Raw genomic sequence first — 14,436 nt, forward strand, 5'->3', positions numbered from 1 at the left:
TCACGCCCGCGCGGGCCGCGCGCCGCCTCCGCGGCCCGCCCCCGCGCCCCTCACTCCTGCGCCGCCGAGGCGAAGGCGCCGCGGGCCATCCGGTGCAGCAGGTCCGCCATGGCCGCCCGGTCGGGGAGGGTGCCCGCGCGCCCCAGGTGCGGGGTGGAGTTGAGCAGCCCGAACACCGAGTGCACCGCCGACCGGGCCGTCGGCTCCGTCAGCGCCGGGTGGACCTCGCGGACGACCTCCACCCACAGCTCGACGTACTGCCGCTGCAACTGCCGCACCAGCTTGCGGTCGCTGTCGCGGAGGCGGTCCAGCTCCCGGTCGTGCAGGGTGATCAGGGGGCGGTCGTCGAGCGCGAAGTCGGTGTGCCCCTCGATGAGCGAGTCGAGGACCGTCCCGGCCCGGGCCCCGTCGGCCTCCTGCACCCGGCGCCGCGCGCCGGTCAGCAGCCGGCCGCTGATCCCGACCAGCAGCTCGGCGAGCATCGCGTCCTTGCCGGGGAAGTGCCGGTAGAGGCCGGGGCCGCTGATGCCGACCGCGGCCCCTATCTCGTCCACGCCGACGCCGTGGAACCCGCGTTCGGCGAACAGGCGCGCGGCTTCCTTGAGGATCTGCTCGCGGCGGGTGGGGGCGTCGGTTCTGGTGGCCATGAAAACAATTCTAGACAACCGGGTTAGCGATCGTTAACCTGACGGAAATGGTTAACGCTCATTAACCAGTCGACCACTGGGTGAGGGGACCGCAAGGTATGGAGCAGGCACCGGAGCTGACCAGCGCGGCCGATCCCGCGTCGGAGGCCTGGCGGACCAACGAGAGGGCCCATCTCGCGCTCGTCGAGGAGTTGCGCGGCAAGCTCGCCGCGGCCCGGCTGGGCGGCGGGGAGAAGGCGCGGGCCCGGCACACCGCGCGCGGGAAGCTGCTGCCGAGGGACCGGGTGGACGCCCTCCTGGACCCCGGCTCGCCGTTCCTGGAGCTGGCCCCCCTCGCCGCCGACGGGCTGTACGACGGGCAGGCCCCCGCGGCCGGGGTGATCGCGGGGATCGGCCGGGTCAGCGGCCGGGAGTGCGTGATCGTCGCCAACGACGCCACCGTCAAGGGCGGGACGTACTACCCGATGACGGTGAAGAAGCACCTGCGGGCCCAGGAGGTGGCCCTCGAGAACCGGCTGCCGTGCCTGTACCTGGTGGACTCCGGCGGCGCCTTCCTGCCCCTGCAGGACGAGGTCTTCCCGGACCGCGAGCACTTCGGGCGCATCTTCTACAACCAGGCCCGCATGTCCGGGGCCGGCATCCCGCAGATCGCCGCCGTGCTCGGCTCGTGCACGGCCGGCGGGGCGTACGTCCCGGCGATGAGCGACGAGGCGGTCATCGTGCGCGGCCAGGGCACGATCTTCCTGGGCGGTCCGCCGCTGGTGAAGGCCGCCACCGGCGAGGTCGTCACCGCGGAGGAGCTGGGCGGCGGCGAGGTCCACGCGCGGGTCTCGGGCGTCACCGACCACCTCGCGGAGGACGACGCGCACGCCCTGCGCATCGTGCGGACCGTCGTCTCCACCCTCCCGGCCCGCCGCCCGCTCCCCTGGGAGGTGCGGCCCGCGGTCGAGCCCAAGGTCGACCCCCACGGGCTGTACGGCGCGGTCCCGGTCGACTCCCGCACCCCCTACGACGTGCGGGAGGTCATCGCCCGCATCACGGACGGCTCCCGTTTCGCGGAGTTCAAGTCCGAGTTCGGGCAGACCCTGGTCACCGGCTTCGCCCGCGTCCACGGGCACCCGGTCGGCATCGTCGCCAACAACGGCATCCTGTTCTCCGAGTCCGCCCAGAAGGGCGCCCACTTCATCGAGCTGTGCGACCAGCGCGGCATCCCCCTGCTGTTCCTCCAGAACATCTCCGGCTTCATGGTCGGCAAGGACTACGAGGCCGGCGGCATCGCCAAGCACGGCGCCAAGATGGTCACCGCGGTGGCCTGCACGCGCGTGCCCAAACTGACGGTCGTGGTCGGCGGGTCGTACGGCGCGGGGAACTACTCGATGTGCGGCCGGGCCTACTCCCCCCGCTTCCTGTGGATGTGGCCGAACGCCAAGATCTCCGTGATGGGCGGCGAGCAGGCCGCCTCCGTCCTCGCCACCGTCAAGCGCGACCAGCTGGAGGCGCGCGGCCAGGACTGGCCCGCCGAGGAGGAAGAGGCGTTCAAGGCCCCGGTCCGCGAGCAGTACGAGCGCCAGGGCAGCGCCTACTACGCGACCGCCCGGCTCTGGGACGACGGGGTCATCGACCCGCTGGAGACCCGGCAGGTGCTGGGTCTGGCCCTGACCGCCTGTGCCAACGCGCCGCTGGGCGAACCCCAGTTCGGCGTCTTCCGGATGTGAGGGGCTTCAAGACGATGTTCGACACAGTCCTCGTCGCCAACCGGGGCGAGATCGCCGTCCGGGTGATCCGCACCCTGCGTTCCCTGGGCGTGCGCTCGGTGGCCGTCTTCTCCGACGCCGACGCCGACGCGCGGCACGTCCGGGAGGCCGACACGGCCGTCCGGATCGGTCCGGCGCCGGCCGCCGAGAGCTACCTGTCGGTGGAGCGGCTGCTGGAGGCCGCCGCCCGCACCGGCGCCCAGGCCGTCCACCCCGGGTACGGCTTCCTCGCGGAGAACGCCGGCTTCGCGCGCGCCTGCGCCGACGCCGGGCTCGTGTTCATCGGCCCGCCGGCCGAGGCGATCTCCCTCATGGGCGACAAGATCCGCGCCAAGGAGACCGTGCAGGCGGCGGGCGTCCCGGTGGTTCCCGGGTCGAGCGGGAGCGGGCTGGGCGACGCCGAACTGGCCGCCGCCGCCCTGGAGATCGGCATGCCCGTGCTGCTCAAGCCGTCGGCCGGCGGCGGCGGCAAGGGCATGCGGCTGGTGCGGGAGGAGGGCGTCCTCCTGGACGAGATCGCCGCCGCCCGCCGCGAGGCCCGCGCCTCCTTCGGGGACGACACGCTGCTCGTGGAGCGGTGGGTCGACCGGCCCCGGCACATCGAGATCCAGGTCCTGGCGGACGGCCACGGCCGGGTGATCCACCTGGGCGAGCGCGAGTGCTCCCTCCAGCGCCGGCACCAGAAGCTGATCGAGGAGGCGCCCAGCGTGCTCCTCGACGAGACGACCCGCGCGGGGATGGGCGAGGCCGCGGTCCAGGCGGCCCTGTCCTGCGGCTACCGGGGCGCGGGCACGGTGGAGTTCATCGTGCCCGGCGGGGACCCGAAGGCCTACTACTTCATGGAGATGAACACCCGTCTCCAGGTGGAGCACCCCGTCACCGAGCTGGTCACCGGGCTCGACCTGGTGGAGTGGCAGCTGCGGGTGGCGGCCGGGGAGCGGCTGCCGTACGCGCAGGACGACGTCCGCCTCACGGGGCACGCCGTCGAGGCGCGGGTGTGCGCCGAGACGGTGTCCGTCCGGGAGGGCGCCCGCGGCTTCCTGCCGTCCGGCGGCACCGTGCTGCGGCTGCGCGAGCCGCGGGGCGAGGGCGTGCGCACCGACTCGGGGCTGAGCGAGGGCACCGAGGTCGGCAGCCTGTACGACCCGATGCTCTCCAAGGTGATCGCGTACGGCCCCGACCGGGCCACGGCGCTGCGCAGGCTCCGGGCCGCCCTCGCCGACACGGTCACGCTGGGCGTGCCGACCAACGCCGGGTTCCTGCGCCGGCTGCTCGCCCACCCGGCGGTCGTGGCGGGCGAGCTGGACACCGGCCTGGTCGAGCGGGTCATGGACGACCTGGTCCCCACCGAGGTGCCGGAGGAGGTCTACGAGGCCGCCGCGGCCGTCCGGCTGGAGGCACTGGAACCGTCCGGGACGGGGTGGACGGACCCCTTCTCGGTGCCGAGCGGGTGGCGGCTGGGCGGGGAGCACCGGCCGCCGGCGTTCCCGCTGCGGGTCACCGACCCCGTGGAGCACACGCCGCGCGGCACGCACTCGGTCACCGACGACGAGGTGAGCGTCACCCTCGACGGCGTCCGGCACACCTTCCACCGGGCCGGTGACTGGCTGGGCCGCGACGGCGACGCCTGGCAGGTGCGCGACCACGACCCGGTGGCCGCGTCCCTGACCGGGGCCGGGCACGCGGGCGCCGACTCGCTGACCGCGCCCATGCCGGGCACGGTGACGGTGGTGAAGGTCGCCGTCGGCGACGAGGTGGCGGCCGGGCAGAGCCTGCTGGTGGTGGAGGCGATGAAGATGGAGCACGTCATCTCCGCCCCGCACGCCGGCACGGTCGCCGAACTCGACGTCACGGCGGGCTCCACCGTCGCCATGGACCAGGTGCTGGCCGTGATCGCGCCGCACGGGGAGGAGGGATGAGCGTGCGAGGACTTCCGATGACCGTGCCCGCGCCGGGCCTACCCCCGCGGGTCAGGATCCACGAGGTCGGCGCCCGCGACGGCCTGCAGAACGAGAAGGCGACCGTGCCGACGGCCGTGAAGGCCGAGTTCGTGCACCGGCTCGCCGACGCCGGGCTGACCACGATCGAGGCGACCAGCTTCGTCCACCCGAAGTGGGTGCCCCAGCTCGCCGACGCCGAGGAGCTGTTCCCGATGCTCGCCGGCCTGCCGGTGGAGCTGCCGGTGCTCGTGCCGAACGAACGCGGGCTGGACCGGGCGCTGGCGCTCGGGGCGCGGCGGGTCGCGGTGTTCGCCAGCGCCACCGAGTCCTTCGCCAAGGCCAACCTCAACCGCACGGTCGACGAGTCGCTGGCCATGTTCCACCCGGTGGTGGAGCGGGCCAAGGCCGACGGGGTGCACGTGCGCGGCTACCTCTCCATGTGCTTCGGCGACCCCTGGGAGGGCGCGGTCCCGGTCCACCAGGTCGTCCGGGTGTGCCGGGCCCTCGTCGACATGGGCTGCGACGAGCTGAGCCTCGGCGACACCATCGGGGTCGCCACCCCCGGTCACGTCGGGGAGCTGCTGACCGCGCTCGGCGAGGAGGGCATCCCCGTCGGCGCGCTGGGCGTGCACTTCCACGACACGTACGGCCAGGCCCTCGCCAACACCCTCGCCGCGCTCCGGCACGGCGTCACCACCGTCGACGCCTCGGCGGGCGGCCTGGGCGGCTGCCCGTTCGCGAGGTCCGCCACCGGCAACCTCGCCACCGAGGATCTCGTGTGGATGCTGACCGGCCTCGGCATCGACACCGGGGTCGACCTCGGCCGTCTCGTCGCCACCAGCGTCTGGATGGCCGGCCGGCTGGGCCGGCCCAGCCCGTCCCGCACCGTCCGCGCCCTGTCCCACGAGGACGCAGAGGGCCAAGAGGGCCGCGAGGCCCACAAGGAGCAGTGACCGCCATGGACCACCGACTCTCCCCCGAGCTGGAAGAACTGCGGCGCACCGTCGAGCAGTTCGCGCACGACGTCGTCGCGCCGAAGATCGGCGACTTCTACGAGCGGCACGAGTTCCCGTACGAGATCGTCCGCGAGATGGGCCGCATGGGCCTGTTCGGGCTGCCCTTCCCCGAGGAGTACGGCGGCATGGGCGGCGACTACCTGGCGCTGGGCATCGCGCTGGAGGAACTGGCCCGCGTCGACTCGTCGGTGGCGATCACCCTGGAGGCGGGCGTCTCGCTGGGCGCGATGCCGGTCCACCTCTTCGGCACCGAGGAGCAGAAGCGGGAGTGGCTGCCGCGGCTGTGCTCCGGCGAGATCCTGGGCGCGTTCGGCCTGACCGAGCCGGACGGCGGCAGCGACGCGGGCGCGACGCGCACGACGGCCCGCCTCGACCCGGACACCGGCGAGTGGGTGATCAACGGCACGAAGTGCTTCATCACCAACTCGGGCACGGACATCACGGGCCTGGTCACCGTCACCGCGGTCACCGGCCGCAAGCCGGACGGCAGGCCGCTGATCTCCGCGATCGTCGTCCCGTCCGGCACCCCCGGTTTCACGGTCGCCGCGCCCTACTCCAAGGTCGGCTGGAACGCCTCGGACACGCGTGAACTGTCCTTCACGGACGTCCGCGTCCCGGCGGCCAACCTGCTGGGCGAGGAGGGCCGCGGCTACGCCCAGTTCCTGCGCATCCTGGACGAGGGCCGCGTCGCCATCGCGGCCCTGGCGACCGGGCTGGCCCAGGGCTGCGTCGACGAGTCGGTGAAGTACGCCAGGGAGCGCCGCGCCTTCGGCCGTCCGATCGGCGCCAACCAGGCGATCCAGTTCAAGATCGCCGACATGGAGATGAAGGCCCACACGGCCCGCCTCGCCTGGCGCGACGCGGCGTCGCGCCTGGTGTCCGGGGAGTCCTTCAAGAAGGAGGCGGCCCTGGCGAAGCTGTACTCCTCGACGGTCGCCGTCGACAACGCCCGCGACGCCACCCAGGTCCACGGCGGCTACGGCTTCATGAACGAGTACCCGGTCGCCCGCATGTGGCGCGACTCCAAGATCCTGGAGATCGGCGAGGGCACGAGCGAGGTGCAGCGGATGCTGATCGCCCGGGAACTGGGTCTGGTCGGCTGAGGCCCACCCGCACTTCCGGCAACTCGCTTGTCCGGTGGGCGTTCCGGTCCGGGACGGCGGGTGCGGACACCTTCGCCGGGGCGGGGCCGGACGGTTCCGGCCGGGCCCGCCCCCTGGACAAGATCTGAGGTTAGGCTAACCTACCTTTCGAATTGTCCGGCGGTGATCCGCCCCGTTCGAAAGCGGCCACACTCATGTCCAACACCAGAGCCACTCACCTCACCCGTCGCGGCGTCCTCGCCGCCGGTGGCGCCCTCGGCCTCGGTGCCGTGCTCGCGGCCTGCGGGGACGACGACTCCCGGAGCGGTGGCTCGAAGTCGACGGAGGGCGCCGCCGCCAAGTCCGGTCCCTGGACGTTCGAGGACGACCGCAAGACCACCGTGAAGCTCGACAAGGTCCCGGCGAACATCGTCGCGTTCACCGGCGTCGCGGCCGCCCTCTTCGACTACGGCATCCAGGTCAAGGGCGTCTTCGGACCGACGAGGACCACCGCCGGCAAGGCGGACGTCCAGGCCGGCGACATGGACGTCAGCAAGGTCGAGGTCCTCGGCAACGTCTGGGACGAGTTCAACGTCGAGAAGTACGCGGCCCTCGCGCCCGACGTGCTCGTCTCCACGATGTTCGACAACGCCGGCACCCTCTGGTACGTCCCCGAGGCCTCCAAGGACAAGATCGCCAAGCTGGCCCCGAGCGTCGCCGTCTCCGTCTACGACCGGCAGCTCACCGCTCCGCTGGAGCGCATGTGGGAGCTGGCCGAGTCCCTCGGCGCGGACATGGCCGCGGCCGGGGTCACCGACGCCAGGAAGCGCTTCGAGACCGCCGCTACCCGACTGCGCGCCGCCGCCAAGGCCAAGCCCGACATCAAGGTCATGGCCGGGTCCGCGAGCGACCAGCTGTTCTACGTCTCCGGCACCAACCTCTCCGTCGACCTGGAGTACTTCAAGGCCCTCGGCGTGAACTTCGTCGAGCCGCCGGAGAGCGCCAAGGCCGTGGGCGGCGGCTGGTACGAGTCGCTGAGCTGGGAGAACGTCGACAAGTACCAGGCCGACATCATCATGATGGACGACCGCTCCTCGACGATCCAGCCGGCCGACATCACCAAGCCGACGTGGAAGCAGCTCCCCGCGGTGAAGGCCGGGCAGGTCATCGCCCGCTCGCCCGAGCCGATCCTGTCGTACGACAAGTGCGTGCCGCTGCTGGAGACCCTCGCCGAGGCGCTCGAGAAGGCCAAGAAGGTCGCCTGACCGAGGCGTTCGAGGCGACCGGGGCCCGCGCCCGCCGGCCGGGCCGGACGGACCCGGGCCACCGCCCCGACCACCGCCACCGCCACCGCCACCGCTAGGCCGAATGCCCCTCCCCCTCCCCAGGAGACCGCATGACCACGGCCGTCGCCGCCCCGTTCCGTTTCTTCGCCCTGCACGTCGTACGGACGAGACGGCTCGGGCCGTCCCTGGTCCGGGTGAGTTTCGCCGGGGAGGACCTGCGGCACTTCCTCTCCGACGGCCGGGACCAGTCCCTGTCGCTGTTCCTGCCGCACCCGGGCCAGACCGCGCCGGTCGTGCCCGTGGAGCTGGGGGACGACTGGTGGCAGGGCTGGCGTGAACTGCCGGACGACGTACGGGCGGTGATGCGCTCGTACACGCTGCGGGAGCTGCGCCGGGACCCCGACGAGATCGACGTCGACTTCGTGCTGCACACCCCGGCCGGGCCCGCCTCCGCGTGGGCCGGCCGGGCCCGCGCCGGTGACCGGGTGCTGCTGCTCGGCCCCGCCGTCGCCGACAACCGGGCGATCCGGTTCCGGCCGCCGGACGACACCGACCTGGTGCTGCTGTGGGGCGACGAGACGGCCCTGCCGGCGATCGCGTCCATCCTCGCCGCGCTGCCCGCCGGACAGCGCGTCCGGGCGTGGCTGGACGTGCGCGACGCCCGCGACGCGCGGGACCTGGTGACCGCGGCGGACGCCGAGATCTCCTGGCGGACCGACGGGTCCTGCCTCGACGCCCTGCGCGCGGCCCCGTTCCCGTCCGCCGAGCGGCCGTACGCCTGGATCGCGGGCGAGTCGGGCTCGGTGAAGGCGCTGCGCCGGCACCTGGTGCACGAGCGCGGCATCGACCGGCGCCGGATCACCTTCGTCGGGTACTGGCGCCGGGGCCTGACGGAGGAGCAGCTGCGCGCGGCCGGATGACCAACCGCCTTTTCCCTCAAGGCAATTGACGATTCGTCCAACGTGACGACCGTCACGGCGGGGCGGCGTTTCACCCGCGCTTCTTAGGTTAGGCTAACCTAAGGAAAAATCGAGGCTCCGCTCCCGCGTCCGTCCCGCGGCGGACCCGTCCCCATCCCGGAGGACCCCCACGATGCGCTCGCACCTGCTCAATGACACGAACGCGGAGCGGTACCGCCGCTCCGTGACCGAAGGAGTCGAGCGGGTGGCCGCCAAACTCGCCGCCACCGAACGTCCGTTCACCGGCGTCACGGTCGACGCCCTCACCCCCCGCATCGAGGGCATCGACCTCGACCGGCCGCTGGGCGACACCACGGCGGTGCTGGACGAACTGGAGGAGGTCTACCTCCGCGACGCGGTCTACTTCCACCACCCCCGCTACCTCGCCCACCTCAACTGCCCGGTCGTCATCCCGGCCGTGCTCGGCGAGGCGGTCCTGTCCGCCGTCAACTCCTCGCTGGACACCTGGGACCAGTCGGCGGGCGGCACCCTTATCGAGCGGAAACTGGTCGACTGGACGGCCGCCCGGATCGGCCTCGGCCCCGCCGCCGACGGCGTGTTCACCTCCGGCGGCAGCCAGTCCAACCTCCAGGCGCTGCTCCTCGCCCGCGAGGAGGCCAAGACCGGTTCCCCGGAGAAACTGCGCGTCTTCGCCTCCGACGTCAGCCACTTCAGCGTGCAGAAGTCGGCGAAACTGCTGGGGCTGGGACCGGACGCGGTGATCTCGATCCCCGTCGACCACGACAAGCGCATGCAGACCGTCGCCCTCGCCCGCGAACTCCAGCGCTGCGAAGAGGCCGGCCTCCACCCCATGGCCGTCGTCGCCACCGCCGGCACCACCGACTTCGGCTCCATCGACCCGCTGCCGGAGATCGCCGAGCTGTGCGAGCGCCACGGCGCCTGGATGCACGTCGACGCCGCCTACGGCTGCGGACTGCTCGCCTCGCTGAAGTACCGCGACCGCATCGACGGCATCGAGCGCGCCGACTCCGTCACCGTGGACTACCACAAGTCCTTCTTCCAGCCGGTGAGTTCCTCGGCCGTCCTGGTCCGGGACGCGGCCACGCTGCGCCACGCCACCTACCACGCCGAGTACCTGAACCCCCGCCGCACGGTGCAGGAACGCATCCCCAACCAGGTCGACAAGTCCCTCCAGACCACCCGCCGCTTCGACGCGCTGAAACTGTGGATGACGCTGCGCACGATGGGCGCCGACGGCATCGGCCGGCTGTTCGACGAGGTCTGCGACCTCGCGGCCCGGGGCTGGGAACTGCTCGCCGCCGACCCGCGCTTCGAGGTCGTCGTCGAACCGTCGCTGTCCACCCTGGTCTTCCGCTACGTCCCGCGGGCCGTCACCGACCCGGACGCGGTCGACCACGCCAACCTCCACGCCCGCAAGGCCCTGTTCGCCTCCGGCGACGCGGTGGTGGCGGGCACCAAGGCGGACGGCCGCCACTACCTGAAGTTCACCCTGCTGAACCCCGAGACGACGGTCGACGACATGGCCGCCGTCCTCGAACTGATCGCCGGCCACGCCGAGCAGTACCTGGGAGAGTCCCTTGACCGCGCGTCCTGAAAACCCCGCCGCCACCCACGACTTCGTCGGGATCGGGCTCGGCCCCTTCAACCTGGGCCTCGCCTGTCTGACCGAGCCCATCGACGCGCTGAACGGCGTCTTCCTGGAGTCCAAGCCCGACTTCGAGTGGCACGCCGGCATGTTCCTCGACGGCGCGCACCTGCAGACGCCGTTCATGTCGGACCTGGTCACCCTCGCCGACCCCACCTCGCCGTACTCCTTCCTCAACTACCTGAAGGAGAAGGGCCGGCTGTACTCGTTCTACATCCGCGAGAACTTCTACCCGCTGCGCGTGGAGTACGACGACTACTGCCGCTGGGCCGCCGGGAAGCTGAGCAGCGTGCGCTTCTCGACGACGGTCGCCGAGGTGACGTACGACGAGGGCACCGAACTGTACGCCGTGCGGACCACCGGCGGCGAGGAGTTCCGCGCCCCGCACCTGGTCCTCGGCACCGGCACCGTGCCCTACGTGCCCGAGGTGTGCCGCGGCCTGGAGGACGGCGTCCTGCACACCTCGCAGTACGTGCACCGCGGGGCGGAGCTGCGGGAGAAGAAGTCGATCACCGTGGTCGGCAGCGGGCAGAGCGCCGCCGAGATCTACCACGAGCTGCTCTCCGAGATCGACGTCCACGGCTACCAGCTCAACTGGGTCACCCGCTCCCCGCGGTTCTTCCCGCTGGAGTACACCAAGCTGACCCTGGAGATGACCTCCCCGGACTACGTCGACTACTTCCGCGCGCTGCCCGAGGAGACCCGCTACCGGCTGGAGAAGCAGCAGAAGGGCCTGTTCAAGGGCATCAACTCGGAGCTGATCGACGCGATCTTCGACCTGCTCTACCAGAAGAACGTCGAGAGCGGCGGCCGCGGCGTCCCCACCCGGCTGCTCACCAACTCCTCGCTGACCTCCGCGCGGTACGAGGACGGCGGCTGCACGCTCGGCTTCCACCACGACGAGCAGGGCAAGGACTTCGAGATCCGCACCGAGGGCCTGGTGCTGGCCACCGGCTACCACTACGAGCCGCCGGCCTTCCTCGACCCGATCCGCGACCGGCTCCGCTTCGACGGGCACGGCCGTTTCGACGTGACCCGCGACTACGCGATCGACGTCACCGGCCGGGGCGTCTTCCTGCAGAACGCCGGCGTCCACACGCACAGCGTCACCAGCCCGGACCTCGGCATGGGCCCCTACCGCAACAGCCACATCATCCGCGAGCTGCTCGGCAGCGAGTACTACCCGGTCGAGAAGACCATCGCGTTCCAGGAGTTCGGCGCATGAACACCACCCCGGCCGTCGGCCGTCTCACCTTCCGCCCCCTCGACCCCCTGGAGGACGCCGAGCTGCTGCACTCCTGGGTGACGCACCCCAAGGCGGCTTTCTGGATGATGCAGGACGCCTCCCTGGCCGACGTCGAGCGCGCCTACACGGAGATCGCCGCCGACGAGCACCACCACGCCCTGCTCGGGCTGCACGACGGCACCCCGGCCTTCCTGATGGAGCACTACGACCCCCGCCACCGCGAGCTGGTCGGCCTGTACGCACCGCGGCCCGGCGACGTCGGCATGCACTTCCTGGTCGCCCCCACCGACCGGCCCGTGCACGGCTTCACCCGCGCGGTCATCACCGCCGTCGTGGCCCGCCTCTTCCAGGATCCCGCCGTCGAACGGGTGGTGGTCGAGCCGGACGTCTCCAACACGGCCGTGCACGCGCTGAACGAGGCCGTCGGCTTCGTCCCCGAACGCGAGATCGACAAGCCGGAGAAGAAGGCGCTGCTCAGCTTCTGCACGCGGGAGCGGTTCGCCGCCGCCACGGGGGTGGACGCGTGAGCCTCGCCGACACCGTGGCCCACCTCTCCCCCGAACGCTGGGAGGAGGCCAACCGCCTGCTGGTCCGCAAGGCCCTCGCGGAGTTCGCCCACGAGCGGCTGATCGCGCCCGAGCCGACGGACGGGTCCACGAGCGGGTCCACGGGCGAGCAGGACGGGCGGAACGAGCGGTACGTCGTCCGCAGCGACGACGGCCTGACCTCCTACCGCTTCACCGCCGTGCGCCGCGCCCTGGACCACTGGCAGGTCGACGCCGGCTCGATCACCCGCACCCGGGACGGCGCCGCGCTGCCCCTGGACGCACTGGACTTCTTCGTCGAGCTGCGGGGGACGCTCGGCCTGAGCGACGAGATCCTGCCGGTCTACCTGGAGGAGATCTCCTCCACCCTCTCCGGCACCTGCTACAAGCTCGCCAAGCCGCGGATCACGGCCGCCGGGCTGCTGGAAGGCGGCTTCCAGGCCATCGAGAGCGGCATGACCGAGGGCCACCCCTGCTTCGTCGCCAACAACGGTCGGCTCGGCTTCGACGTCGAGGAGTACCTGGCGTACGCGCCGGAGACCGCGCACCCGGTCCGCCTGGTGTGGCTGGCCGCGCACCGGTCGCGGGCGGCGTTCACGGCGGGCGCCGGCATCGACCACGAGTCGTTCGTCCGGCAGGAGCTGGGCGAGGAGACCGTCGAGCGCTTCGACGGCGTCCTGCGCGGACGGGGCCTGGACCCGGCCGACTACCTCCTCATCCCCGTCCACCCCTGGCAGTGGCGGAACAAGCTCAGCGTCACCTTCGCCGCCGAGATCGCCCGCCAGAACCTGGTGTGCCTGGGCGAGGGCGACGACGAGTACCTGGCCCAGCAGTCCATCCGGACCTTCTTCAACGCGACCCACCCCGAGAAGCACTACGTGAAGACGGCCCTGTCCGTCCTCAACATGGGCTTCATGCGCGGCCTGTCGGCGGCGTACATGGAGGCGACCCCGGCGATCAACGACTGGCTGCACCGGCTGATCGACAACGACCCCGTGCTGAAGTCGACGGGGCTGTCGATCATCCGGGAGCGGGCGGCCGTCGGCTACCGGCACCTGGAGTACGAGGCGGCCACCGACCGCCACTCGCCGTACCGCAAGATGCTGGCCGCGCTGTGGCGGGAGAGCCCCGTCCCCTCCCTCCGCGACGGCGAGTCCCTGACCACGATGGCCGCCCTGGTCCACGTGGACCACGAGGGCACGTCGGTGGCCGGCGCGCTGATCGAGCGGTCGGGCCTGGCCCCCGCCGAGTGGCTGCGGCACTACCTGCGGGCGTACTACACCCCCCTGCTGCACTCCTTCTACGCCTACGACCTGGCCTTCATGCCGCACGGCGAGAACACCATCCTGGTCCTGAAGGACGGTGTCGTGCAGCGGGCGGTCTACAAGGACATCGCCGAGGAGATCGTCGTCATGGACCCGGACGCGGTGCTGCCGCCCGAGGTGCGGCGCGTCCGGGCCGAGGTCCCCGAGGACATGAAGCTCCTGTCGATCTTCACGGACGTCTTCGACTGCTTCTTCCGCTTCCTCGCCGCCGGCCTGGCCGAGGAGGGGGTCCTGACGGAGGACGGCTTCTGGCGCACGGTCGCCGAGGTGAGCCGCGAGTACCAGGAGGCGCACCCCGAACTCGACGACCGGTTCCGGCAGTACGACCTGTTCGCCCCCGAGTTCGCGCTGTCCTGCCTCAACCGTCTCCAGCTGCGGAACAACCGGCAGATGGTGGACCTGGCGGACCCGTCGGGCGCGCTCCAGCTGGTCGGGACGCTGAGGAACCCCCTCGCCGGTCTCTGACCCGCCGACGGGCGCACGCCCCCGAGTACGGTCCTCGGGGGCGTGCGTCGTGCCGTCCCGCCCCGGATCGTCCCGCCCCGGATCGTCCCGGTCCGGCTCGTCCCGGTCCGGCTCGTCCCGGTCCGGCTCGTCCCGGGTGCCCCGTCTCCGGCACGATCCGCCGGACAGGCCCCGGCGCGCGCACGGTCCACTCACGGCCCCCCGCCAGGGGTCTGCCCGGAATCGGGCAGGAATCTTGCGAAACTCTCGCCGGTACCTCAGGATCTACCGGGTGCACGACGAACTCGTTGATCACCTGACGCGCTCCACCCCGCTGAACCGGGGTGAGGCCCTGCGGGTGATCCAGGACGTCCTCGCCTACTTCGACGAGACGACCGAGGAGTTCGTCCGTCGCCGCCACCGCGAGCTCCAGGCCCAGGGCCTGGTCAACGCGGAGATCTTCGAACGGATCGCGGCGGACCTGAAATACCGGGCGGTGGCACCGCCGGAGCCGACACTCCGTCAGCTGCGCCGCATGGTCTACGGCTGAACGACCGGCCCCGGA

General features: G+C 71.9%; 12 protein-coding genes. 11 read left to right on the plus strand and 1 reads right to left on the minus strand.

The genetic code is table 11. The features are described 5' to 3' along the window. Window positions 1-50: 50 nt before the first annotated feature. Window positions 51-647 (minus strand): TetR/AcrR family transcriptional regulator, encoded by a 597-nt coding sequence (locus ACF09K_RS06905; protein ID WP_392241448.1) that lies wholly within the window; start codon window positions 645-647, stop codon window positions 51-53. 98 nt (window positions 648-745) lie between these two features. On the opposite strand from ACF09K_RS06905, the gene ACF09K_RS06910 reads away from it, so the two are divergent. The 11 genes from ACF09K_RS06910 (at window position 746) to ACF09K_RS06960 (ending at window position 14,421) form a co-directional block, all read left to right on the plus strand. After that, window positions 746-2,362: a carboxyl transferase domain-containing protein gene (locus ACF09K_RS06910; protein ID WP_392241449.1), complete on the plus strand. Its 1,617-nt coding sequence runs from the start codon at window positions 746-748 to the stop codon at window positions 2,360-2,362. A gap of 14 nt (window positions 2,363-2,376) precedes the next feature. After that, complete coding sequence (locus tag ACF09K_RS06915; RefSeq protein WP_392241450.1) at window positions 2,377-4,320, plus strand: biotin carboxylase N-terminal domain-containing protein; 1,944 nt, start codon at window positions 2,377-2,379, stop codon at window positions 4,318-4,320. Next, a complete protein-coding gene (locus ACF09K_RS06920) occupies window positions 4,317-5,294 on the plus strand; it encodes a hydroxymethylglutaryl-CoA lyase (protein ID WP_392241451.1) in 978 nt (325 codons plus the stop codon). Before ACF09K_RS06915 ends, ACF09K_RS06920 begins: the two co-directional genes overlap by 4 nt. A 5-nt stretch (window positions 5,295-5,299) precedes the next feature. Then, window positions 5,300-6,460 carry an acyl-CoA dehydrogenase family protein gene (locus tag ACF09K_RS06925; RefSeq protein WP_392241452.1) on the plus strand — a complete coding sequence of 387 codons (1,161 nt, stop codon included), beginning with the start codon at window positions 5,300-5,302 and terminating at the stop codon, window positions 6,458-6,460. A 194-nt stretch (window positions 6,461-6,654) separates the two neighbouring features. Beyond that, entirely contained in the window at window positions 6,655-7,704 is a 1,050-nt protein-coding gene (locus tag ACF09K_RS06930; RefSeq protein ID WP_392241453.1) for an ABC transporter substrate-binding protein, read from the plus strand. 131 nt (window positions 7,705-7,835) lie between these two features. Beyond that, on the plus strand, window positions 7,836-8,645 hold the full coding sequence (locus ACF09K_RS06935) for a siderophore-interacting protein (protein WP_392241454.1): 810 nt from the start codon (window positions 7,836-7,838) through the stop codon (window positions 8,643-8,645). 172 nt (window positions 8,646-8,817) lie between these two features. Continuing rightward, on the plus strand, window positions 8,818-10,260 hold the full coding sequence (desA, locus tag ACF09K_RS06940) for a lysine decarboxylase DesA (RefSeq protein ID WP_392241455.1): 1,443 nt from the start codon (window positions 8,818-8,820) through the stop codon (window positions 10,258-10,260). Further along, window positions 10,244-11,536: a lysine N(6)-hydroxylase/L-ornithine N(5)-oxygenase family protein gene (locus ACF09K_RS06945; RefSeq protein WP_392241456.1), complete on the plus strand. Its 1,293-nt coding sequence runs from the start codon at window positions 10,244-10,246 to the stop codon at window positions 11,534-11,536. Before desA ends, ACF09K_RS06945 begins: the two co-directional genes overlap by 17 nt. Then, a complete protein-coding gene (locus ACF09K_RS06950; RefSeq protein ID WP_392241457.1) occupies window positions 11,533-12,084 on the plus strand; it encodes a GNAT family N-acetyltransferase in 552 nt (183 codons plus the stop codon). Before ACF09K_RS06945 ends, ACF09K_RS06950 begins: the two co-directional genes overlap by 4 nt. Next, window positions 12,081-13,892 carry an IucA/IucC family protein gene (locus ACF09K_RS06955; protein ID WP_392241458.1) on the plus strand — a complete coding sequence of 604 codons (1,812 nt, stop codon included), beginning with the start codon at window positions 12,081-12,083 and terminating at the stop codon, window positions 13,890-13,892. The genes ACF09K_RS06950 and ACF09K_RS06955 overlap by 4 nt, the downstream gene beginning before the upstream one ends. 271 nt (window positions 13,893-14,163) lie before the next feature. Next, window positions 14,164-14,421: a hypothetical protein gene (locus ACF09K_RS06960; RefSeq protein WP_363088612.1), complete on the plus strand. Its 258-nt coding sequence runs from the start codon at window positions 14,164-14,166 to the stop codon at window positions 14,419-14,421. Window positions 14,422-14,436 lie beyond the last annotated feature (15 nt).

This window comes from Streptomyces sp. NPDC014882 (genome assembly GCF_043081325.1).
Lineage (GTDB): Bacteria > Actinomycetota > Actinomycetes > Streptomycetales > Streptomycetaceae > Streptomyces.

Bases quoted from the DNA above. Each gene is read 5' to 3' on its own strand.
- ACF09K_RS06920 (WP_392241451.1), top strand. From the start codon at position 4,317: ATGAGCGTGCGAGGACTTCCGATGACCGTGCCCGCGCCGGGCCTACCC.
- desA (WP_392241455.1), top strand. From the start codon at position 8,818: ATGCGCTCGCACCTGCTCAATGACACGAACGCGGAGCGGTACCGCCGC.
- ACF09K_RS06905 (WP_392241448.1), bottom strand. From the start codon at position 647: ATGGCCACCAGAACCGACGCCCCCACCCGCCGCGAGCAGATCCTCAAG.
- ACF09K_RS06925 (WP_392241452.1), top strand. From the start codon at position 5,300: ATGGACCACCGACTCTCCCCCGAGCTGGAAGAACTGCGGCGCACCGTC.
- ACF09K_RS06910 (WP_392241449.1), top strand. From the start codon at position 746: ATGGAGCAGGCACCGGAGCTGACCAGCGCGGCCGATCCCGCGTCGGAG.
- ACF09K_RS06950 (WP_392241457.1), top strand. From the start codon at position 11,533: ATGAACACCACCCCGGCCGTCGGCCGTCTCACCTTCCGCCCCCTCGAC.
- ACF09K_RS06935 (WP_392241454.1), top strand. From the start codon at position 7,836: ATGACCACGGCCGTCGCCGCCCCGTTCCGTTTCTTCGCCCTGCACGTC.
- ACF09K_RS06930 (WP_392241453.1), top strand. From the start codon at position 6,655: ATGTCCAACACCAGAGCCACTCACCTCACCCGTCGCGGCGTCCTCGCC.
- ACF09K_RS06915 (WP_392241450.1), top strand. From the start codon at position 2,377: ATGTTCGACACAGTCCTCGTCGCCAACCGGGGCGAGATCGCCGTCCGG.